Below are 22,732 nucleotides of genomic sequence, written 5' to 3'. Positions count from 1 at the left end.
CTATTTCTTAATAACGCTTTCGGCAATTTTTGTATTGACGAGCGCTTCATGTGGAACTTCTTTTTGTAATTCACCAGATTCTTTCATAATCGTTTGGAGTTGTTTCCATTCTGCATCATCTAATAATGGATTTGTCGCATAAGAATGTTGTTTTTTGTAGCGCTCAATTACTTTTACTGAAATGTCTTTTGAAGTGTCTTTAAATAGTGGTGAAACGGCATCGGCAATCTCTTCTGGACTATGTGTATCAACCCATTGCTGCGCTTTATATAGTGCGCGCGTGAATTTTTCAGCAGCAGCTTTATCTTTCTTTAAGAAACTTTCTTTTGCCATAAACGTTGTATAAGGGACAGTACCAGATTCAGCTCCGAAAGACGCGACGATATAACCTTTTCCTTCTTTTTCAAGTATACTTGCAGTCGGTTCAAAGAGCTGTACAAATTCTCCCGTACCAGATGCAAAGGCATTTGCAATATTAGCAAACTCGATATTTTGAATTAAGTTCGTATCTTTGCGAGGGTCAATGCCATTTTTCTTTAAAACGTATTCACCAACCATTTGCGGCATGCCGCCTTTACGCTGTCCTAAAAACGTAACGCCTTTTACGTCGTTCCAATTAAAAGAGTCTAATTTTTTACGGGAAACTAAAAATGTGCCATCTGTTTGTGTAAGCTGTGCAAAATTAATGACAGGATCTTTTGCTCCTTGTTGATGAACATAAATAGACGTTTCTGAACCAACGAGAGCAATATCAATTCCGCCAGATAAAAGGGTGGTCATCGTTTTATCTCCGCCAGCTGTTGTTTGTAAGTCAATATTTAAGCCTTCATCTTTAAAAAATCCTTTTTCAATTCCAACATATAATGGTGCGTAGAAAAGAGAGTGTGTAACTTCGCCAACGCGAATTTTTTGAGCTTGTTCTTTCGTACTTTCCTTTGTACTACTACAAGCAGCGAATGTGAAAACAGCTAGTAACATGATGCAAAAAACGGTTATTAATTTTTTCACTATATGACACCTCCTAGAAGTCAATCTACAAGCATAATATGTAGGTAAGTGCCCATATGTGAGTATATATAGCAGGAATTTTTTGGTTAGTAAAGAAGTACAAATATAAGGGGTGATAAAATGGATTACGAATACGATGATAGCGTACATTTACATCTTGATTATTTCGGAACTGAATGTGATATGGAATCGATTGCTTATAAGAGGAAGCATGAAGACGTGTGGGATGTGTATTTTAATTTTGGAGTATACGGTATTCAAAAAGATGATGTAGGGGCAGGGGTGTTTATGGACGAATATGCCGGTTATTACGTTTTTTCTGTACATGCTCGTGATTTGAGCTGGGAATTTGGAAGTGCTCAGTTTGAGGAATGGGTTTTGAAGAACCGTATAGTAGAAAGAACGCTTCAAAAATAGGGAGGAATTTTGTATTTGAATTTCTCATCTTATTGCTTATTTGCGTAATTGGAATTTACATCATGCAAGTGCTTACTTACCGATTCGCAAAGAAAAATATTCATAAATATAAGGAAATGAAATGGATTTATATGTGGCTAGACATGACTATGAAAAAGGGTCCGAGATTAGATTTGTTTGATTTTGTACTTATAGTAATCGTAAGTATCATATGGAAAATATGGATGCTTCCTCTTGTATAGTAAACATGCTAATCATCGTATCCTAATAAATAACGAGAAGAACCTGTCACACGACAGGTTCTTCTCTATTTGGAGTATGTAGTGTTACATGGAAAATCCAATATATACGACAAATTACGACAAAGGGATTCATACATATTTGTTATTCTATTAAAGGTCATTATTTGTAATGTATATATAGGAGGATTTTTTAATGTTAAAAAAATTATTATTATTTTTACTTACGGGCTTATGTGTAGTTGTTTTAACAGCTTGTAAAGATGAAGAGGAAAAGCTGAAGGTAGCGGAAGAACAGAAAATAGATGAGAAGAAAGTTGAAGAAGATAAGAAGGTAGAAGAGGAAAGCAAACAAGAAGAGCAGCAAAAGGAAGAGGAAGAAAAACGTAAGCAGGAAGAGCAGCAAAGAGTAGAGGAAGAAAAACGTAAGCAGGAAGAGCAACAAAGAGTAGAGGAAGAAAAACGTAAGCAGGAAGAGCAACAAAGAGTAGAGGAAGAAAAACGTAAGCAAGAAGAGCAACAAAGAAGAGTAGAGGAAGAGAAGCGTAAGCAAGAAGAGCAACAGAAGATTCAGCAACAGCAGTCGGCGCAACAAGAGAGAACACAGAAACAAGAAAAAACAACAGAAGCAACAGGTGGGAAACCGACAAGATCACAAATTTCGGTTGGTTCACATGTAGTTATTCAATTGGATAAAGATTATAGTAAAACAGTGGGTGGTGTTGTGAAAGATATTTTAACAAATACAGAAACACATACGTACGGAATTAAAGTTCGATTACAAGATGGACAAATTGGCCGTGTTCAAAGTGTTGGATAAATAAAAAAGAGGTCGTCCATCTTTGGACGACCTCTTTTTTATTATGCTTGGCTAGTGCGGAAAAATGGAAGCTTCTGCACAGCGTAAACTAACCCATATGCAAGAATTAAGCACATAAGAGGGTTAATGAAAAATCCGTAGCGATTAATTGCTAAGAATAAGTTTGAGAAGATGATGTAAATAACAGAACTTGCTACTAGCATCATAACGCGCTTATGCTTAAATGAATTTAGCATGAAACAGAAACTGCTCAAGAATGTGCCTATGATGAAGACTCTATGACACATTTGCATAAATTTATGAATATGGTATTGGTCTACAGCAGGAGCTGTTTTGAATAACTCAATTGTTTTACCGACAGTGAACCAAGAGAACCAATATGTGAAGTCCGTTTTAAATCCATTTTTGATTAAATCTTTTGCATATGCATTTTTATCATCTAAGCCCTGGGCTTTCATTTGGTTAACTACATTTTCATAGCCAATTTTGTTAAATGGATCTGCACCGGCAATTAATGGGTCCGCACCTTGGGTTGAGAATAAAATAAATTGATTGAACGCTAAATAGTTACGAACAACCCAGGCACCGATAATAAAGAACGGGCCAATGAGCCATAATAATCCAATTCGAATTGATTCTTTAAATCCATATGTGAACAAGACGACAAGAACAGGAATGAGCATCATTGGAGCTGGATTTGGGCGGAACATAAGTAAAATGGAAACAACAATTCCAAACCATATATGGAATTTTGCTTTATTGTATTTCCATGCGAGAACAAATACATACACGCTTAACGATAATAAGAATATTGAAGGAACTTCTGTTAGTAATGTACGGAAGTATGTATAGTTACTTGGATAAATAGCATATAAAATACTTGCGACAATTCCATAAATATTCTTTTCAAATAACTCTTTCCCTATTAAGAATACTAATAACACTGTGCCGAGGTTCAGTATCATATTAATAACAGTTGCCACGTAATAGTAAGGAAGTGATGTAACATCAGAAATAATCATAGCGCCAGCTAATAATAGCGGCTGACCTGGTGTGATGTATGCATTTTTTCCAGGAACTTCACTAGGCTCCAAATAAACATATCCGAAGACACCGTGTTTTAGTAACTGTTCAGCTGTTAACGAATAGTTGAACGCATCATTTGCACCATATGTTACTTTGACTACCTCTCCATTTAATCCTGGTTGTTTTACTAGACAAAAAACGTGCAACAGGAAAGAAAGCGCCAAAATTACATATACCGCTTTAGGCAAATTTTTAAACTTATTTAACAAAAATGAGCAGCTCCTTTTTTATTAATTCTTTCTTATTTTCATGATAAAACCCTAATAGCATTAAGGTTTTCCAAAACATAGTTATTATATCATAAAGTGGAATGAAGGAATTTAGTTTTTTTAGAAGGGATAGTTGGTATTCCAAAATTAACTGTTGATTAAGGGAGAATTAAGAAACTACAGTTATAGTAGAATCCAGTGTGAAGACGAAATGCATGAAGTATGTTATCTTAATAGAAACTGTTTTTACGGTGCGGGGTGAAATTAATAAACAGAAAAGAGGGAGTGAATTGAGGGATAATTATTCATTTCATCAGCCAAGAAGAAGTATATTAATTTCGGCGGTTTTAAGTGGTTTAGTAACCTTATATATTGTACCCACACTTTTCTTGATTTTAAAATATTTTAGTTTAGATGCGATGAAAGATATGTTAAATCAAAAAATTGTTTTAAGTATAATGACAATTTTGATGTGGGTTGTACTATTGTATGTTGCGCATTTGAATAAAGATATTGTTAATAAATTTAAACGGATTATTAGGATTTATATTAGAATGTTTTTAGTAGCGCATGTGGTTACTTTGCTTTTTATCTTCACGCAAAATAATATGAATCTCGTAAATACACTGAATTGGATTTACAATTATAACGCACAGTTTATATTTAGTTTAATTGTAATTTATGCGATATATGTTTTGGTGTATAACGTGCTTGGGAAAGTTTTTTTGAGTACTATTTTGACAAGCATTTTGCTAATCATTTTGGTTATTGTAAATCACTTCAAAATTGTTTTTAGGGGAGACCCACTATATCCTTCTGATTTTACACAGATTGGACATATGCAATCTGTTATACCAATGGTGATGGATTATTTTAGTTGGGGTTATATTCTTCTCGTTATTGTAAGTGTTGTTGTCTGTATTTTGGCGGGTATGTATGTGAGGAAGTATATTCAAAATGTAAAAGTTCATGCAGGCGTACGAGTTCTATTTATAATAGGATCCGTTTTTATTTTATATGTGTATGGTAATTTTACGAATACGTTTATGAATAAATGGTTTCAAAAGTCAGGTATAGAGTTCGTTTTGTGGAATCAAAATGAAAATTATGCTTCAAATGGTTTTGTGCTAGGATTTATAAGTAATTTAGATACGACAGTCATTGAAAAGCCGAAAGATTATTCAAAAGAAAATATGCTTCAAATAGCAAACGATATAAAGAAACAATATAGTAGCAATATAGGGGCGCAGAAGCAAAAAGAGAAACCGAATATTATTTTTGTAATGAGTGAATCGTTTTGGGATCCAACGAAGTTAACGAACCTGTCCTTTAGTGAAGATCCTTTACCTAATTTGCATCATTATATAGAAAGTTTTCCTGGTGGACAAACTATTTCTCCTGCATTTGGAGGAAATACTGCAAACGTTGAATTTGAGGCATTAACGAGTTATTCAATGAGTTTGTTAAAACCAGGCTCTATACCATATCAGCAAGTCGTTACAAATAAGAAAGAAATTCCATCAATTCCTCGAGCATTGAAAAAAGAAGGGTATTATACAAGTGCAATTCATTCGTTCGGTCGCTCATTCTTTAAACGGGATGATGTATATAAAGTGTTAGGATTTGATAAGTTTAATGCACAAGATACGATGGAAAATGTAGAAGTTGATGGAGATTATATTAGCGATCTATCTATGAGTAAAGAGATAATAGCTGAATTAGAGAAGCAAAAGAAACCTACGTTTGTTCATGCAGTTACGATGCAAAATCATTTTCCATTTACAGAAGGAAGATTTGGTGAAAATCAAATAGAGATTAGTGGATTAGAAAATGAAGAGTCGAAGGCTGAATTAGAGACTTATACAGAAGGGTTAAGACGTTCAGATGAAGCTCTTCAATATTTAATAGAGGAGCTAGATAATTTAGATAGACCTACATTATTAGTATTCTTTGGGGACCATCTCCCATCACTAGGAACAAATAAATCTCTTTATAAAGAGACTGGTTATATAACAAATGAAAAAACGCCAAGTGAACGATTAGCGATGGCGCAAACGCCGTTATTAATGTATGCAAATTTTGATATGCCAAATGACAATTTAGGTTTAGTAAGTCCAATCTATTTTTCAAATCTTGTCTTTGATTATGCTGGATTAAATAAGGTACCGTTCTATCAATTTTTATCGAAGTTATATGGAGAAATTCCCGTACTTCGTGATGAATTGAAGATAGGAAAAGACGGAGAAGCAATAAAAAGTTTAACAGAAAAACAAAAAGAAATGTTAAAGCAATATGAGTTTATTCAATATGACTTACTCATCGGAAAGCAATATAGTAAGGATATATTATTTAAATAGGCGACAAAAAAGAACTTGTATACGATACAAGTTCTTTTTTCATAGTATTTAACGGGATAACCAGACAAGCTAGGTTTAGGGAGTATTACTTGTACATTTAGTATATATTAAAATAGAGTCGTTTTAATAATTGATTTGTGAGAAGTATGTGAATTTTTCATCTAGTATATAATTGGACAATTTGTTTAATTTTAATAGAATCAGTTCCAGATTTGTTATTAATTTTTAGTTTGCAATTATTTGTTTTATGGATTTATAAACAAACAGGATTTCGAGTTGTTAGTATTTATGCGTTTAACGATAAGCGTGTTTATTTTTTATCTATTCTTTGTATGACTATTGTTCCAACTCTTCATTTTTTCCGCATTATCGTTTTATTTTTAATGGAAGAGAAGAATAAGTCATATGTGGAATTTGCTCGTGCAAAAGGTAGTTAAGAAAAAAGAATTTGCCGTAAGGGCAAATTCTTTTTTTACTGTAAAGGAACTATGAATTTAAAAATTTTATCAGTTCCTTATTTAATTCATCCGCTTGATCGATTGGAGAGCCGTGGCCACTATTTGTAAGAGGATATAGTTCAGAGTTTTTAATTCGCTCTTTTGTTAGCTCAGCACTTTTATAAGGGATGAGTTGGTCGTGAACACCGTGGAATATTTTTGTTGGGGCGTTAATTTTACTTAAGTCTTTCGTTACGTCTTCGTTTGCAGCAGCTTGCAAAATTTTGATGAGAGCATAAGAAGCGGACTGCATACCGAGATAAGAAAACCATTCTAACGTGGCAGCGCCTAAGTTTCTATTAAAAAATGATAAAGATACATCACTTAGAAACTTAGGTAAATTTACATACATTTGAGCAATCAGAGCATCTGCTTGTTCTTTCGGTACGCCGTAAGGGGATTCTTGGTTTTTCACGAAAGAAGGAGAGACAGCATCCACTAATGCAAGTTTGGAAATACGACGCCCATTATATCGTGACATATACCGAATAGAGAGAGCGCCACCGACTGAGAAGCCGACTAACGTAGCATTTTCTATTTGAAGTGCATCTAATACAATTGCGATATCATCAGCTAAACGATCATAAGTGTAACCAGTCCATGGTTTATCAGACTGTCCGTTTCCTCGTATATCCATGGCGATGCAGCGGAAACCATGTTGTGGTAAGATATTAAATTGATATTGGTACATTTGATGATTTAAAGGCCAGCCATGAACGAAGAAGACAGGTTTACTTCCAGGGCCTGGGTTAATATCCTCAACAAAAATGTGTACATCTTTTTCCACTGTAACGAACATGATGTATCCTCCTCATGCATTTTAGTAGGCTCTCTCCCAAAATCGCTGTTTTGTCATTGCCTGAATAAATTCATTCGCAAGTAAGATAGGATCTTGTTCTGTTATAACGCCAGGTTTTCCTTCGATGTTTAAAGATTGAACAATAGTAGTTCCATTTTGGAAAGCGCCAATTGGCTTAAAGTGATTATACGATTCTACGACGAATGAACTTGCCTTGTTAAGAAAATGATCATTAATATTTCCGCCAATAAGAAGTAGCCCATCATAAAGAAGTGGTGATCCTGTTAAGAAAGTATCATTCACTTCCCACTGTCCATTTTGAGAGCCTTGCACAAAACCTAATCGTTCGGAAATAATAACGGGCTGAAGACCGGCTTGTTTGAATTGATTTATAATATATTGTGCGTTTTGACCGTCATATCCGTTTGCGACAATGACGCCTACTCGTAATGTATTTGGGCTGAATGTTGTATGTTCCATACTTAGTGCTGGTGAGGATTTTGTAACATTTGATTCTTGAACATTTGGCACTGTTGCCCCGACTGCTTCAGCTACTAAAGTAGCTAATTCTGTACTTATATGACCAATCATACCTACGACTTGTTGGCGAACTGATTTACTTTTTACTTTTCCTAATTCAAAGGAAAAGGCCTGCATAATATGGATTTTTTCGACGTGGCTCATACTATTCCAAAATAAACGGGCTTGTGAGAAATGGTCTTTAAAACTAGCGGCTGTTTCTCTTGTTTTATGTCCAGAAACAGTAGAAGGATATGTAACGAAACCGCCTTTCGTACCAGGTACAGTAAAGGGAGAGTTATTAGCTAAAGAGTTATTATGGTAAGCGACTTTTCCTTTATCAATTATATATTTAGACGCACCATCTCTTTGATTGTTATGAAAAGGACATACCGGACGATTAATCGGTAACTCTTGATAGTTTGTACCGACGCGTGCTAATTGTGTATCTGTATAAGAAAAGAGTCTACCTTGTAAGAGAGGATCATTTGTAAAATCGATACCGCGGACGATGCTTCCAGGGTGCAGTGCGACTTGTTCTGTTTCCGCAAATACGTTATCAACGTTTCGGTTTAACGTCATTTTTCCGATGATCTTAACAGGGAAGTCTTCTTCCGGCCAAATTTTTGTTGCATCTAATATATCGAAATCGTATTTAAATTCATCCTCTTCTTCTAAAATTTGAACGCCAAGTTCGTACTCAGGGTAGTTTCCGGCATTAATATTTTCCCATAAATCACGGCGATGATAATCTGGATCAGCGCCGCCTAGTTTTTGAGCTTCATCCCAAATTAACGAGTGAACGCCAAGCTTTGGCTTCCAGTGGAATTTTACGAATCGTGACTTCCCATGTTTATTAACTAAACGAAATGTATGAACGCCGAACCCTTGCATCATTCGAAAACTTCTCGGAATTGTGCGATCCGACATAATCCACATCATCATCGCAGCTGATTCTTGATTATTGGCGATAAAGTCCCAAAAAGTATCGTGTGCTGTTTGTCCTTGGGGAATCTCATTATGTGGCTCTGGTTTAAGAGCATGAATAAGATCCGGAAATTTAATACCATCTTGAATGAAGAAAATCGGAATGTTATTACCCACTAAATCGAAATTTCCTTCTTCTGTATAAAACTTAACAGCGAATCCTCGTACATCTCGGTTCGTTTCATTTGCACCTTTTGATCCAGCAACTTCAGAAAAACGAATAAAAATAGGTGTCTTTTTAGATGGGTCTTGTAAAAAATGAGCCATTGTTAAGTCTTCTAAAGAATCATATAGCTCAAAAACACCATGTGCTCCGTAACCGCGGGCATGAACGACTCTTTCAGGAATTCGTTCACGGTCAAAATGAGCGAGTTTTTCTCGCATCAGGAAATCTTCTAAAAGTGTAGGACCACGATCGCCGGCGGTTAAAGAGTTTTCATCATTTGAAATTTTGACACCCGTATTCGTTGTCATCTCTTTTCCTTCATTGTTTTTCGTAAAGGATTGTAACTGTTCTATCTTCTTATTTTCACGACCGTCCATATAAAGCACCTCCCATATTATACGTATTATTGTTCATGGTTTTTATGCTTACATATGGTATGGGGAAGTATATTATCTATGGATTGATTTTCCTCATTTGTTCAATTTATCTTTGTTTGTCTATGAAAATCATTTATTATAATAAATGGTATTCTTTTGAAGGGGTGTTGAAGTGGAAGAGAGTTTTCTATCAGCTAAAGAAGAAAAGAAAAACGCTAAGATTTTCTTATGGGTAATACATGTTATTTTAATTGTATACGAGGTTGCATACGCGATTATATTAGAAGATACAATGCCTTTAGCAAATTGGCATAAAGGGATATGGAAGCTTGCATATATTATGGCTATATTAGGTATTAGTGTTTACTTATTTGAGAGAGAAAAAGCATATTTAGTTAAATATACATATTTATTTGCATACATGATCGCAGAGACTTTTAATATTGGATGGTATGCTTTTCATAATACAATAGCATTTGATGAAGGGAATGTAATTGAATATATTTTCATTTTCTTCGTACCGATCTTTTTGAGTAAAAGATATTTATTTGTCTTAGCGCCATTCCTTATAGGGAAATATATGATATACCTATTTGTATTTGGAGAACTTAACCTGTTTATGTCTCTTGTTATAAATATGGTGTTACTTTTCGTGTCATTTATTATTTTAAATCGATTTTTACAATATCTTTCAGCAGTAAAGGGACGTATTGCAGAGGCAAGTCAGTCACAAAAATTGGCGGTTATCGGAAAAATGGCAGCGACAGTCGGACATGAAATTAAAAACCCACTTGCTTCATTAAAAGGGTTTACGCAATTACAAAAAGAGAAACACGAAAAAGATGCAACATATGAACAAATGATTCTCGAAATCGAAAATATGAATAATATGATTAGTGAATTAATGGAGGTTGCTGCATGTAAACCTTCTGTTTATGAAAAACACATTGTAAGTGATGTTTTAGTACAAGCGGTAGAAAACATGCGCGGAAAAATGAACGAGTTAAATATAAATTGTACCTTTAATGAAGAGCAAAATAGAAGCGAAATTGAATGTGATAAACGCAAATTAAAAGGAGTATTTTTGTATGTTATTAAAAATGCTTTAGAGGCAATGGAACATGGCGGAACATTAAAAATACAAGTTGAAAATAAAAAAAGAGATTATGTAATAGTAAGTATAGTAGATAGTGGTTTTGGGATAAAAAAGGATAATTTAGGACGAGTTAAGGATGCTTTTTATACAACGAAGCAAGATAGAATTGGATTAGGTCTTACGGTAGCAGAGCGAATTGTGACAGAGCACCTTGGAGAATTACACATTTCTAGTGAAGTAAAGAAAGGAACGAGAGTAGAAATACTGCTCCCGAAAAAATGTGAGCGCAATGTGACACAAGATTAAGAGGTGTTGTTAAAGGAGTTATCATATGGAAAAAGGAAATATATTTGAAAAAGAAGAGATAAAGGCATTAATAATATTTTTAAGCTTATTCTTCGTTATATTTTTTGCGTATGATTTTGCTGAAAAAGCTATTGTCCTTTTATCAGATAAAAATCAAAAACTAGCAGATGCTTTTGGAGAAGGATTAGGTTTATGGCTATATAGTTTTATGGTTGGATTATTCTTTATAGGACTTTATTTTATGAAATGGAAAAAGCCGTATATTGTGAAGTATATTATTTTAATTGGCTATAATATATTGGATTTTATTAATAACTTCATTATTTATTACGGAAGTGATGCGGAATTTGATGGCGGGAATATAGTAGAAGGATTCTTTATTTTATTTGCACCAATATTTGTGAATAAGAGGTACTTTTGGTTAGTTGCGGGAACTATTGTTGGAAAATATGCACTTATGGGATTCGTTGTTCAATCCTTTATTGTTCTTATCCCAATAGCATTATATAGCGTGTTTGTTATTATATGTTGGATTATATTTTTAAGATTCCAATCTTACGTTCGTACACTTGAAATGATGGATAAAGAAATACGAAATGTAGAGAAATTAGCAATGGTTGGAAAAATGGCGACAGTAATTGGCGATAAGATTAGAAGACCGTTAGAAAAATTGAAAAAACTTGTGAATAAGCAAGCGAAAAAATATCCAGAAGATAAAATTTATAGTGAAATTATGAGACAGGAAGTAGAGCGAATTCATACAATTGCTACAGAACTAAATGGGTTTGAGAAATCTAAATCGGTAGAATCCGAAACGTATAATATTAAAGAAATCATCTCTTATGTTATCAGGGTTATGGAAAAGCCAGCTTTAGAACAAGGAATAAAAATGCATGCTATTTATAGTAAAGATATACCATTAATTACATGTGAGGAAAAACGATTGAAACAAGTATTTTTTAATTTAATAAAAAATGCGATTGAAGCAATGTCAGTTGGCGGAACTATTACTGTAAAAGTTATAGTGGAAGATGTGATCATTGTTCAAATTATAGATGAGGGATGCGGCATTCCGAAAGATAAAATTCCGAAGCTAAATGAAGCTTTTTACACAACGAAAGAAACTGGAACAGGCTTAGGATTAGTAGTTACGGAAAAAATTATTAAAGATCACCACGGTAAATTGAACTTTGAAAGTGAAGTTGGAGTTGGAACGACTGTTGAGATTATGTTGCCGATTTAATTATAGTGGGATATTTTAAAAAGGGGAAATCACTTTCTTTAGAGTGATTTCCCTTTTCAGTGTGGAAGGAAGTACGGAATTTTAATAAACGGGATGTTTACAACATTGACAAACTGTACAAATTCACAATCCAAAATATGGGTGTTTTAAAGCGAGAGTATATAATAAATTTGTCTGTTATTTGTTTTAATTTATTTGCAATTTTTTTGGCCTCGGCATCGAGGTCCTTTTTGTAAATGAATGATTTGTAAGTGTGGATTATATATCAGTGATTAGAAAAATAGAATATACAGAACTTGCCGTAATCCCGGGGGTAATATAAAGAGATATCGCATCCCCCCTCGAAAACAGGTTTCCGGTTGTAATACTAGTCCAAGTTACAGTGGCAGGTCCAGGTGCTGGAGTAGGGTTATACACTTGAGGTTGTCTAGAGCCAATATCCGTAGGTTTAATTGAAAATGTCATAGTTCCCGTAATTTTATCTGTAGTAGTTAAAGTAATAGTAGATAGGATGTAACTAGAGGTAGGGGCAGAGAGGTTTGTTGGGACATTCCTGCAAATATCAATCGTATAAACAGCAGCGGGTAAGTTATTAATATTTATAGATGTAGCAAAACCAACTATATTTCCAGCTCCAGCAGTTACATACGGAATAACGTTAGAATCAATTCCTGGAGAACCTGCTATACGTTGAAACCCAGCATTCGTCCCTTGAAAAACAATACTTTTCGCTGTTGAACTACCAGCAGGTCCAGTAGTCCCGGTAGAACCAGTGACTCCGGTAGTTCCGGTAGCTCCGGTAGAACCAGTGACTCCAGTAGAACCAGTAGCTCCGGTAGAACCAGTGACTCCAGTAGAACCAGTAGCTCCGGTAGAACCAGTGACTCCGGTAGAACCAGTGGCACCAGTAGAACCGGTAGTTCCGGTAGAACCAGTAGGACCACCTTCTACCAATACGATATAATCTTGAGACACATTCGGAAATCCTTGAGGTGCATCTATTTTTACAACATAGCCGCTACTCGTGTAAGTGACAACTTGTCCCGTTTTATAGTTAGGAGCGGCTGCTAGACTAAAAGCGGTAGTACTTTGCAAACCGGCCCCGGTAGACCCGGCATTGCCAGTAGGTCCAGTAGCACCAGTGGGTCCAGTAGCGCCAGTAGGTCCAGTACTGCCGATAGAACCGCTGTTGCGTCTACCGTCACAACTAAAGCAATTGCGTTGGTACATATATTATCTCCTTTCTATATTTTTGAAAATCTAGTTTTAAAAGTAGAACTACTATATATATATTGTAGATTCTATATTTTGTGTGGTGGATCGTATTGTGTATATAGATTTTAAAAATAGGGGAGGTGTTATTAGTTTTATAACCACCAGGTCTCCTGCGGAATCAACTACATCAAAATTCTCTTTAAACCAATCATACATCAATGTCTCTTTCACTAAATATTCAGAGGCAGAGTGTGACAAACCGATGAGTGACATATTTGTTTCTTTCGCATAATCCATAATGAGTGAGTATTTATGCCTACCATAATCATTGTCGATATGGCAATGGATTTCTCCTGTAATAAATGATTAAGTTATTGTTCTATTTCTTTTAAGGCTGGCATGTTTGATAATCCTCCTTAAGATAGTTCTTACTTTGTTAGTTGTTTTTGTTTTTTATGGAAAAATAAGAAGCGGATAGGAAACAAATAAAACCTAGAATCCAGCCAATAGAAGGAGAATAGGGAAGTATATGTTGTAATACCATTCCGCTAGAAATAAAAAAGCTACCTAATAGACCTAAGAAAATGAGATATCGTTGTAGTTTGAACATCAGTGATACAACCTCCTTTATCACGCATTAACTGCCCGTAAAAGCCTGATTGGCGAGGGCTAATAATCAGAAGGGGATGGATACCTCCCTGATTAAAGTTTCACTTTATCACATATATTTTATAGTAGTCTTAATTTTCCGCATATAAAATTCAAGAAAAATGGTGGTACAATATATAAATGATACGAGAAGAGAGGATGTAGGTTAACACATGTACGTTACTGTAACAGAGGCAGCATATAAAAAGATTATGGATACGATTCCAAGTGAAACGAAATATATAAAGTTATTTTATGATAATGAAGGTTGCGGTTGTGTTATGAGCGGGATTATTGATTTAGTAGCCGTTTCAGAGAAAGATGAGCGCGATGTAGATATCGAATCAAGCGTACTAAACTTTATTGCAGATCGCACAAAGCTTGTATTTATGGATGATAAATTAACAGTTGATTGGCATGAAGTTGGAGGAACTTTCCAGCTGAAGAGCCCAAGCCAGTTTTATAATCCGAATATGAAGTTACATGTTCGAGTATAATGAAGAGAGAAGGAGTATATAATATGCTCCTTTTTCTTATGGATTTTTTCACATAATGAAATGTACATATAGTTGAATTTTCTGTATAATTCTCTTTGCGGAGGGGGTTGCGCATGAAAAGATGGGGAATTGAGTTATCAATTTTAAGTGTCGTTATTATTTGGGGGATTAACTATACGATTGCGAAATATGGACTTTTAGAATTTACAGCAATTGAGTTTACTGCAGTTCGAATGATGACAGCAGCACCACTACTGTTATTACTTACGTTCTTTATCGAAAAGTCACTTTATATGGAGCGAAAAGATATACCAAGATTAATCATCGTTAGCGTTGTAGGTATTGTACTGTATCAAACGTTATTTATGGAAACTGTAAAATACACATCCGCTACAAATGCTTCTTTACTCATATCTATTTCACCTATTTTTACAACTTTATTTGCGATTTTCTTGAAACAAGAAAAATTTTCTTCTCGAAAGTTAGTTGGTTCCATGATTGCCTTTATTGGTGCTACATTAGTTTTAGTAGCGGGGCATTCACTCGCTAGTTCTTTATACGGAAATGGGATTGGACTTATTACATCAATATGTTGGGGACTTTATCCCGTTTTAGCAGGGCCGCTTATTAAAAAATACTCAGCATTACGTGTTACTGCATGGTCGACATTAGTTGGAGCGATTCCGCTCTTATTGTTAAGTGGTCCACATGTATTTGTCATGCCATTTCACATTACACACGGAATGACACTATTTGCTTTACTATATTCTATTTTCTTTGTAACAGTATTCGGTTTAGTCATGTGGTATGTTGGTGTTCAAAAAATTGGTGCGTCACATACGATGGTATATATGTATATTACGCCGCTTGTAGCTGTTTTATTTGCAGCTGTATGGGCAAATGAATATGTATCGTTTCAACAAATAATTGGTGGAATCATCATATTCTTCGGTCTATGGTTTGTGAAATCAGAGAAAGTAGAAGCTAATTCTATCGTGCAAGAACCTATATCAAAATAGGAAAACAGATCACCTATGATCTGCTTTCCTATTTTTTTATTTTTGGTAAAAATACGAGGAATAAAATGGCAGTAATAAGTGGGATTAAATTAAGAAAAGGAATGCGGAAGAGTGTAATAAGAATAATACCTGGAAGAAGAACACCGAGGACAGCATAGAAAATACTATGTTTTTTCGTGTACCAATACAAGGAAAGTCCAATAAGTGCAGGAACAATGAGATGAATGAGAGCCATTAAAAAATAAATCATTAGACGCCCCCTTTATTTATGTGCTTATTACATCATATCCGTATGTTCATAGATTGATATCAATTTTTTCATAATTGGACGAAAATGTTTTGAAAAACGTCACATTTATGAGGGATTCTATATTAGAAATCTTGTATAATATTATTTCCTAAAAGCATTTTAACAACATAAACATACCGTTTATGTTGTTTTTAATTTGAATGAAATAGATTTTAAGTAGTATGGACTCGAAAGAAATGAGTTATACAGCTTTTGTTGGATAAATATAAAAAACATTGAAGGGGAGTACAGCATGATTAGTTTGTCATTAAAATCGTTTAAAGTTCAATCATATTATCTACTAGGTATTCTGTTATTAGGCTGGATGTTAACACCGTTTTCAGCACATTTTCTAGGTGCAGGAATTGGACTTATTGTAAGCATGTATTGTGTTTGGATTTTAGGAAGGCGTATCGAAAAGCTTGGAGATAGTATAGTAAAGAAGACGAAAGCGCCGACGCTTGGTATGTTTAATCGCTTTGCAGCTGCAATTTTGGGTGCTATTATCATGTACGAAATTGAGCATCATATGGTAATGTGGGCATTTGCAGTAGGTATTCTGGGTGGTTATTTCTTAATCGTTATTAATTTAGGGTATTATAGTATGAAGGATGAGGAAGAATTAACGAAGGGCTGAAAAAGATGAAAAGCCTCTTTTTAGATGGAATAGAGGATCCAGCGGTGGATAGAAGCGGTTAGGGCCTTTTTTAGCCACATGCGGTGCGAAACCAGAAGGAGCAAGTGAGCGAGAGATCTCTTTATATTTTCAAAGCCTTGATTTGTATGTGTGAAAATCCGAGTATATCAATTGAAAATTAGGTTTGGAACTTTTTTAGATGGAATAGAGGATTCGGCGGGGGATAGAAGCGGTCAGAGCCTTTTTTAGCCCCATGCGGTGTGAAACCAGAAGGATGTAGTGAGTGGGAAAATAGTTTATATGTTCGAAGCCGTGATTTATATATATGAAAATCTGGTTATTTAAATTGAAAATTGGCTTACTCTGGAATAAGGGATCCGGCGATGGATAGTACAACAGGAAGCGTAACTTTGTATAAAATATAGGTTTCCGCTTCCAATAAGTTAATATGAAATCACTTAGTAGTATGACTCTTAGGTTCTTTAAAAAAGTTGGATACAATACAACAAACTATTCCGATAATTAGAATAATGTATTTTATCGTTTCACTTGTATGCTCAAATAAATTAACGTTAAGCATTACAAGTCCCCAAAACATTTGAATCGCTCCATAACTGAATAAAATTTTTCCTGTACGAGAAAAATTTTTCATGGGTCTCACCCTTTCCTTTATATGTAAAATATATCATAGGAAACTACAAACGAATGATTATAAAATGAATTTTCTGTAAGTTTATGGGTATTGGTATGCAATAGATGAAGAGATTAAAGTTTCACTTTATATAAGATATAGAAAGAAGCTTACGTTTTTAACGTAAGCTTCTTTTTTATGTAAGTGTGTGTAACCGTTAAGCCGCATTGGGTTTTGTCGGTGAGTACGCGGAACTTTACGGTTACACGACACTTATTCATATGAGTAAAAGGGTTATTCCAACAGAAAATTTGTAATTAAGCGATTGGACCGCCTAAGTTAATAATAGCTTCAGAAACGCTGTCGAATTTTTTGAAGTTTTCTTTAAATTCGTTTGCAAGCTCAATTGCTTTCGCCTTGTAAGCATCTTTATCAGCCCAAGTTTGTTCAGGCATTAATACTTCATCAGGTACACCTGGAACATGACGAGGTACTTCAAGGCCAAAGATGTCGTGTTTTGCAGTTTCAGCTTTAGCAAGTTCACCGCTTAGTGCTGCTTGAATCATTGCACGAGTGTAACCTAAGTTCATACGTTTACCAACGCCGTATTCGCCACCAGTCCAGCCAGTGTTTACTAAGAATACTTTCGCATCATGTTTCTCGATTTTTTCACCAAGCATTTCAGCATAACGAGATGCATCAAGCGGTAAGAACGGTGAACCGAAGCAAGTAGAGAATGTAGCTTGCGGAGATGTAACACCGCGCTCTGTTCCTGCTAGCTTACTAGTGTAACCGCTTAAGAAATGGTACATAGCTTGCTCTTTTGATAACTTACTGATTGGAGGCAATACGCCAGATGCATCAGCAGTTAAGAAAATAATTGTATTTGGATGTCCTGCAACACTTGGCAGTACGATATTGTCAATCGCATGCATAGGGTATGCAGCACGTGTATTTTCTGTTAAAGTAGTATCGTTATAGTCAGCGATGCGTGTTTGACCATCAATGACAACGTTTTCTAAAACTGAACCAAATTTGATTGCATCGAAGATTTGTGGTTCTTTCTCATGAGAAAGGTTTACACATTTTGCATAGCAACCGCCTTCAATATTGAATACACCGTTATCAGACCAACCGTGCTCATCGTCACCGATTAATTTACGGTTTGGATCAGCAGATAATGTTGTTTTGCCTGTTCCAGATAAACCGAAGAATAGTGCTACGTCGCCTTCTTCGCCTACGTTTGAAGAGCAGTGCATAGAAAGAATGTCTTGTTCAGGTAGTAAGAAGTTCATAATAGAGAAGATTGATTTTTTCATTTCTCCAGCATATTCTGTACCACCGATTAGTACGATACGTTTTTCGAATGAAACCATAATGAATGCTTCAGAATTTGTACCGTCAATTGCTGGATCTGCTTTGAAGTTTGGTGCAGAAACAATTGTGAACTCTGATTCGTGAGTTGCTAATTCTTCTTCATTTGGACGAATAAATAATTGATGTACGAACAAATTATGCCATGCATATTCGTTAACAACTTGAATTGGTAGGCGATAGTTGCGATCAGCGCCAGCAAATCCTTTGAAGATGAATAACTCTTCTTTTTCTTTTAAGTATTCTAAAACTTTTATATATAATTTATTAAAATGTTCTTCAGAGATCGGTTGGTTCACGGCTCCCCAAGCAATTTTGTCAGCAACCGATGCTTCCTTCACAATAAATTTATCCTTAGGAGAACGTCCTGTGTATTTTCCTGTTGAAGCAGAAACGGCACCAGTAGAAGTTAATTTCCCTTCGTTTCGCATTAATACTTTTTCCACTAATTGCGGAACACTTAATTGAATCTGTGCATTGCTTCCGTTCAATAATTCATGTAAACCAATTTGGACATTCACAGTACTCATATTTATATACCATCCTTTTCATTTAATGAAATATTTCTCGTAATCCCCATCAATAGTATAACACAATTATATAAATAATGTATACTATTTATTTATTTTTGTTTGTGTGAATGTATCATTTCCCTATTAATATTTCATTCTATGGGTATTGAGAAAAACTTTCAGGAAAATGTGAATATTAATTGACAAATGAATATCATTTCTTTAGTATAGGTTGGGACGGATACTCTCTTATCCCGAGCTGGCGGAGGGACAGGCCCGATGAAGCCCAGCAACCTCATTTGTAGTGGTAAATACAGGTGAATAGGTGCTAAAACCTGTGCGAGGCTAACGGTCTCGAACGATAAGAGCAAAGGGCAAAAAGCAGTATGCAAGTAGCAAATTAAACCTTTCCTCTATGTTAAGTAGGAAAGGTTTTTCTGTATGCTTGTGTGGGAGAATAAATGTATGTCGCAGTTTGTGGCAAATTAAGGATGAGTTCCGTACAATATATACAATTACTGTAGGGAGGTTTACCACATGACAAAAAAACGTCATCTGTTCACATCTGAGTCTGTAACTGAAGGACATCCAGATAAAATTTGTGACCAAATTTCTGATTCAATTTTAGATGCGATCTTAGCAAAGGACGCAAATGCACGTGTAGCTTGTGAAACAACTGTAACAACTGGTTTAGTATTGGTAGCGGGGGAAATTACGACTTCTACTTACGTAGATATTCCAAAAATCGTTCGTGAAACAATTCAAGGCATTGGTTACACACGCGCAAAATACGGATTCGATGCAGAAACTTGTGCAGTTTTAACATCTATCGATGAGCAATCTGCTGACATCGCTATGGGTGTTGACCAAGCACTAGAAGCACGCGAAGGTCAAATGACTGACGCTGAGATTGAGGCAATTGGTGCGGGAGACCAAGGTTTAATGTTTGGCTTCGCATGTAATGAAACACAAGAATTAATGCCACTTCCAATCTCGCTTGCTCACAAATTAGCTCGTCGTTTAACTGAAGTACGTAAAGATGACACATTAACATACTTACGTCCGGATGGAAAAACGCAAGTTACAGTTGAGTATGATGAAAATGGTAAACCTGTACGTGTGGATACAATTGTAATTTCTACACAACATCATCCAGATGTTACGTGGGAAGAAATCGATCGCGATTTAAAAGAGTACGTAATTAAAGCTGTAGTTCCAGCAGAATTAATGGATGGAGAAACGAAATTCTTCATTAACCCAACTGGCCGCTTCGTAATTGGTGGACCACAAGGTGATGCTGGTTTAACAGGACGTAAAATCATCGTTGATACTTACGGTGGATACGCTCGCCATGGCGGTGGTGCATTCTCTGGTAAAGATGCAACGAAAGTTGACCGTTCTGCAGCATATGCAGCTCGTTATGTTGCGAAAAACATCGTAGCAGCTGGTCTTGCTGACAAAGCAGAAGTACAACTTGCATACGCAATTGGCGTAGCACAACCAGTATCAATTTCAGTTGATACATTAGGCACTGGTAAAGTATCTGAAGACGTATTAGTAGAACTAGTTCGTAACAACTTCGATCTTCGCCCAGCTGGTATTATTAAAATGCTAGACTTACGTCGCCCAATTTACAAACAAACAGCAGCTTACGGCCACTTCGGACGTACTGATGTAGATCTTACATGGGAACGTACAGACAAAGCAGCTACTTTAAAAGAGCAAGCTGGTCTATAATATATGAAAAAAAGCTTTGCGCTGTGTGCGCAAAGCTTTTTTTATTTGGTTTTATCCCGCATTAACGGGCAGTAAGCCTCCCACCTCAAAATTCGGCTGTAAAGCAAAAAAGTTAGGTAGGAGGCTAACTGCCCGTAAAAGCCCGATTGGTTCAACTAATAATCAGTGGGGAAGAACAAAATCCCCACTGATTAAAGTTTCACTTTATTTACTACTTGAATGCAAGAACTACAATAAACTTCCCCGTCTAGCTCAATATACTTCTTCATATTTGTCATACCACTTGCCGGAAATGGCATATGAATCCACGCTTTTTCATACGTTTGTATTTCCTTTTCACATGATTTACAAAGGATTGGTTTCTTACGGAACATAGACGGTCAGCCTTTCAGTTGACGCGCTTTTCCTGCGCAAAAAGCACTGCTCATTAAAAATAGCGTTGCGAATATAATACTCACTAATGTAGCGTATGGAATCGCGCCTTTTAAGGAAAAGCCGACAGTGATGGAAGCAACAAATAAGAGGATGAATGTTGTTGTTAATTTTTTGTATAGTTCCATAGTGAGTGAACCTCCAAATTATTTTGTAATTTAAAATGAAATCTACTATGTAGAAAATATAAGGGGATTTAAAGAGTAGCTAATGGTGTGTAGTCCAGGCGTATAAGAAAGTATATTTTCCTTTTTGTGGTCGTATATACTTATATTGTATCACGGTGCATCATTGGCTTCATACATAATTGTGTAAAGATATGTATGATAAAATGAAGAAAAGTCTTTAAGAAAGGAAAGATGAAAAATGAGTGTAACTGAACATAAAAAACAAGCTCCAAAAGAAGTGCGCTGCAAAATCGTGACGATTTCCGATACACGTACGGAAGAGACGGATAAGAGCGGACAACTATTACATGAATTATTAAAAGAAGCAGGACATAAAGTGACCTCTTATGAAATTGTGAAAGATGATAAAGAAAGTATCCAGCAGGCTGTGTTAGCTGGTTATCATAGGGAAGATGTTGATGTCGTGCTAACGAATGGCGGAACTGGTATTACGAAACGTGATGTAACGATTGAGGCAGTGTCAGTGTTATTAGATAAAGAAATTGTTGGATTTGGTGAGTTGTTCCGTATGATAAGTTACTTAGAAGATATCGGAAGTAGTGCGATGTTAAGTAGAGCAATCGGTGGTACAATCGGGCGTAAAGTTGTCTTTTCGATGCCAGGGTCTAGCGGAGCGGTTCGTCTTGCGATGAACAAGTTAATTTTACCGGAATTAGGTCATATTACATTTGAGTTGCACCGTCAATGAGTAAGTGTGCTGGAATTGTATTAGCAGGAGGTATGTCGAGCCGATTCGGTGAGCCGAAAGCGTTAGTAGGCTGGAAAGAGAGTACTTTTATTGAGCATATTGTGAAAGTAATGGAAAGCGCTGTGCAAGAAATTGTAGTCATTAGTCATTCTGATATAAAAGAGAGAGTAGAGCAATTAGTACAAGTTCCAGTTATAGAAGATATGTCGCACTATAAAGGAAATGGGCCGCTTGCTGGAATTGTATCAGGAATGGAATATATAGAAGCAGATTGGTACGCTATTATGCCTTGTGATGCACCGAACGTTTCAAATGAATGGATTACCATTTTATTAGAGCAAACGAGCGATGAATATGATGCTGTTGTCCCTATTATTAATGGAAGAAAACAACCGTTACTTGCAGCGTATAATAACCGCGTGAAAGAAAAGATTTATGCTTTGCTTCAAGAAGAAAAAAGAAGTATGGGCCAGCTTTTATCACAATGTAATGTGAAATATATTGCTGGTGAAGATGTACAAGCGAATGTGGATTGGTTTATAAATGTGAATACGAAAGAAGAATATGTGCAGGCTCAAAAAGACCTTTCAAATGAATGAAAGGTTTTTTGATATACAGAAATTGGGGAACAATTGCTGTATAAAGGTATGTGAGTAAGTTGATTTTAAGGGGATTTCGTGAACTACCCGCCACTTAACGTCCTAAAGGAGTGTTTGAAGTGAGGGCTTCTCGGTTAATC

Annotated in this window: 23 protein-coding genes, 1 pseudogene and 1 riboswitch; of the genes and pseudogenes, 13 read left to right on the top strand and 11 right to left on the bottom strand. The window is 35.6% G+C overall.

Features of this window, described 5'->3' with window-relative positions; all coding sequences use genetic code 11:
• Positions 1 to 1,008 carry an ABC transporter substrate-binding protein gene (locus LCF45_RS23570; RefSeq protein WP_002089139.1) on the bottom strand — a complete coding sequence of 336 codons (1,008 nt, stop codon included), beginning with the start codon at positions 1,006 to 1,008 and terminating at the stop codon, positions 1 to 3.
• 120 nt (positions 1,009 to 1,128) lie between these two features.
• On the opposite strand from LCF45_RS23570, the gene LCF45_RS23565 reads away from it, so the two are divergent.
• The 3 genes from LCF45_RS23565 (at position 1,129) to LCF45_RS23555 (ending at position 2,484) form a co-directional block, all read left to right on the top strand.
• Positions 1,129 to 1,425 carry a DUF3986 family protein gene (locus LCF45_RS23565; RefSeq protein WP_002129563.1) on the top strand — a complete coding sequence of 99 codons (297 nt, stop codon included), beginning with the start codon at positions 1,129 to 1,131 and terminating at the stop codon, positions 1,423 to 1,425.
• Positions 1,380 to 1,667, top strand: coding sequence for a hypothetical protein (locus LCF45_RS23560; RefSeq protein ID WP_048517045.1), 288 nt, complete (start codon positions 1,380 to 1,382; stop codon positions 1,665 to 1,667). The genes LCF45_RS23565 and LCF45_RS23560 overlap by 46 nt, the downstream gene beginning before the upstream one ends.
• Positions 1,668 to 1,860: 193 nt before the next feature.
• Positions 1,861 to 2,484 carry a YwbE family protein gene (locus tag LCF45_RS23555; protein ID WP_263894318.1) on the top strand — a complete coding sequence of 208 codons (624 nt, stop codon included), beginning with the start codon at positions 1,861 to 1,863 and terminating at the stop codon, positions 2,482 to 2,484.
• A 41-nt stretch (positions 2,485 to 2,525) separates the two neighbouring features.
• Here LCF45_RS23555 and LCF45_RS23550 read toward each other — a convergent pair whose 3' ends face one another.
• On the bottom strand, positions 2,526 to 3,779 hold the full coding sequence (locus LCF45_RS23550; RefSeq protein ID WP_078203699.1) for a glycosyltransferase family 39 protein: 1,254 nt from the start codon (positions 3,777 to 3,779) through the stop codon (positions 2,526 to 2,528).
• 290 nt (positions 3,780 to 4,069) lie between these two features.
• Here LCF45_RS23550 and LCF45_RS23545 point away from each other — a divergent pair, with 290 nt between their 5' ends.
• A complete protein-coding gene (locus LCF45_RS23545) occupies positions 4,070 to 6,136 on the top strand; it encodes an LTA synthase family protein (protein WP_002129556.1) in 2,067 nt (688 codons plus the stop codon).
• A 212-nt stretch (positions 6,137 to 6,348) separates the two neighbouring features.
• Positions 6,349 to 6,573, top strand: coding sequence for a peptide ABC transporter permease (locus tag LCF45_RS23540; RefSeq protein ID WP_254841661.1), 225 nt, complete (start codon positions 6,349 to 6,351; stop codon positions 6,571 to 6,573).
• A 49-nt stretch (positions 6,574 to 6,622) separates the two neighbouring features.
• Here the strand turns inward: LCF45_RS23540 and LCF45_RS23535 are convergent, their stop codons facing one another.
• The gene (locus tag LCF45_RS23535; RefSeq protein ID WP_263894317.1) at positions 6,623 to 7,432 is read right to left on the bottom strand and encodes an alpha/beta fold hydrolase; all 810 of its coding nucleotides are present in this window, start codon (positions 7,430 to 7,432) and stop codon (positions 6,623 to 6,625) included.
• A 21-nt stretch (positions 7,433 to 7,453) separates the two neighbouring features.
• Positions 7,454 to 9,481, bottom strand: coding sequence for a catalase (locus tag LCF45_RS23530; protein ID WP_063226023.1), 2,028 nt, complete (start codon positions 9,479 to 9,481; stop codon positions 7,454 to 7,456).
• 172 nt (positions 9,482 to 9,653) lie between these two features.
• Here LCF45_RS23530 and LCF45_RS23525 point away from each other — a divergent pair, with 172 nt between their 5' ends.
• Positions 9,654 to 10,883 (top strand): ATP-binding protein, encoded by a 1,230-nt coding sequence (locus LCF45_RS23525; RefSeq protein WP_016120938.1) that lies wholly within the window; start codon positions 9,654 to 9,656, stop codon positions 10,881 to 10,883.
• A gap of 25 nt (positions 10,884 to 10,908) precedes the next feature.
• Complete coding sequence (locus LCF45_RS23520; RefSeq protein WP_002184789.1) at positions 10,909 to 12,126, top strand: ATP-binding protein; 1,218 nt, start codon at positions 10,909 to 10,911, stop codon at positions 12,124 to 12,126.
• A 258-nt stretch (positions 12,127 to 12,384) separates the two neighbouring features.
• On the opposite strand, the gene LCF45_RS23515 is transcribed toward LCF45_RS23520, so the two are convergent.
• Positions 12,385 to 13,356, bottom strand: a complete 972-nt coding sequence (locus tag LCF45_RS23515) for a collagen-like protein (RefSeq protein WP_263894316.1) — start codon at positions 13,354 to 13,356, stop codon at positions 12,385 to 12,387.
• A 137-nt stretch (positions 13,357 to 13,493) separates the two neighbouring features.
• Positions 13,494 to 13,707: pseudogene (locus LCF45_RS23510) on the bottom strand (hypothetical protein); the annotation flags it as partial.
• 455 nt (positions 13,708 to 14,162) lie between these two features.
• On the opposite strand from LCF45_RS23510, the gene LCF45_RS23505 reads away from it, so the two are divergent.
• Complete coding sequence (locus tag LCF45_RS23505; protein ID WP_002089124.1) at positions 14,163 to 14,486, top strand: iron-sulfur cluster biosynthesis family protein; 324 nt, start codon at positions 14,163 to 14,165, stop codon at positions 14,484 to 14,486.
• A gap of 113 nt (positions 14,487 to 14,599) precedes the next feature.
• A complete protein-coding gene (locus tag LCF45_RS23500) occupies positions 14,600 to 15,505 on the top strand; it encodes a DMT family transporter (RefSeq protein WP_002167515.1) in 906 nt (301 codons plus the stop codon).
• A gap of 28 nt (positions 15,506 to 15,533) precedes the next feature.
• On the opposite strand, the gene LCF45_RS23495 is transcribed toward LCF45_RS23500, so the two are convergent.
• Entirely contained in the window at positions 15,534 to 15,755 is a 222-nt protein-coding gene (locus tag LCF45_RS23495; RefSeq protein WP_002034446.1) for a hypothetical protein, read from the bottom strand.
• Positions 15,756 to 16,047: 292 nt separating this feature from the next.
• Between LCF45_RS23495 and LCF45_RS23490 the strand changes: the two genes are divergently transcribed.
• Positions 16,048 to 16,431 (top strand): ATP synthase subunit I, encoded by a 384-nt coding sequence (locus LCF45_RS23490; protein WP_002129542.1) that lies wholly within the window; start codon positions 16,048 to 16,050, stop codon positions 16,429 to 16,431.
• Positions 16,432 to 16,885: 454 nt separating this feature from the next.
• Here LCF45_RS23490 and LCF45_RS23485 read toward each other — a convergent pair whose 3' ends face one another.
• Both LCF45_RS23485 and pckA read right to left on the bottom strand, forming a co-directional pair.
• Positions 16,886 to 17,083: a hypothetical protein gene (locus tag LCF45_RS23485; protein ID WP_002164919.1), complete on the bottom strand. Its 198-nt coding sequence runs from the start codon at positions 17,081 to 17,083 to the stop codon at positions 16,886 to 16,888.
• A 296-nt stretch (positions 17,084 to 17,379) separates the two neighbouring features.
• Positions 17,380 to 18,966, bottom strand: coding sequence for a phosphoenolpyruvate carboxykinase (ATP) (pckA, locus tag LCF45_RS23480; RefSeq protein ID WP_002089118.1), 1,587 nt, complete (start codon positions 18,964 to 18,966; stop codon positions 17,380 to 17,382).
• Positions 18,967 to 19,194: 228 nt separating this feature from the next.
• A riboswitch (SAM riboswitch) is annotated at positions 19,195 to 19,316 on the top strand.
• A gap of 169 nt (positions 19,317 to 19,485) precedes the next feature.
• Here pckA and metK point away from each other — a divergent pair.
• Entirely contained in the window at positions 19,486 to 20,685 is a 1,200-nt protein-coding gene (metK, locus tag LCF45_RS23475) for a methionine adenosyltransferase (RefSeq protein ID WP_263894315.1), read from the top strand.
• Between the two features lie 191 nt (positions 20,686 to 20,876).
• Here metK and LCF45_RS23470 read toward each other — a convergent pair whose 3' ends face one another.
• Together LCF45_RS23470 and LCF45_RS23465 are read right to left on the bottom strand one after the other, a co-directional pair.
• Positions 20,877 to 21,059 carry a hypothetical protein gene (locus tag LCF45_RS23470; protein ID WP_002067721.1) on the bottom strand — a complete coding sequence of 61 codons (183 nt, stop codon included), beginning with the start codon at positions 21,057 to 21,059 and terminating at the stop codon, positions 20,877 to 20,879.
• A gap of 6 nt (positions 21,060 to 21,065) precedes the next feature.
• Positions 21,066 to 21,245, bottom strand: coding sequence for a hypothetical protein (locus tag LCF45_RS23465; protein ID WP_002034406.1), 180 nt, complete (start codon positions 21,243 to 21,245; stop codon positions 21,066 to 21,068).
• 238 nt (positions 21,246 to 21,483) lie between these two features.
• On the opposite strand from LCF45_RS23465, the gene LCF45_RS23460 reads away from it, so the two are divergent.
• Positions 21,484 to 21,993: a MogA/MoaB family molybdenum cofactor biosynthesis protein gene (locus LCF45_RS23460; protein ID WP_002034407.1), complete on the top strand. Its 510-nt coding sequence runs from the start codon at positions 21,484 to 21,486 to the stop codon at positions 21,991 to 21,993.
• The gene (locus LCF45_RS23455) at positions 21,990 to 22,592 is read left to right on the top strand and encodes a molybdenum cofactor guanylyltransferase (protein ID WP_002167518.1); all 603 of its coding nucleotides are present in this window, start codon (positions 21,990 to 21,992) and stop codon (positions 22,590 to 22,592) included. Before LCF45_RS23460 ends, LCF45_RS23455 begins: the two co-directional genes overlap by 4 nt.
• Positions 22,593 to 22,732: the final 140 nt, after the last annotated feature.

Source organism: Bacillus sp. 41-22, assembly GCF_025809295.1.
Taxonomy (GTDB): Bacteria; Bacillota; Bacilli; order Bacillales; family Bacillaceae_G; genus Bacillus_A; species Bacillus_A mycoides.
This window is presented reverse-complemented; position numbering and strand designations above follow the sequence as displayed.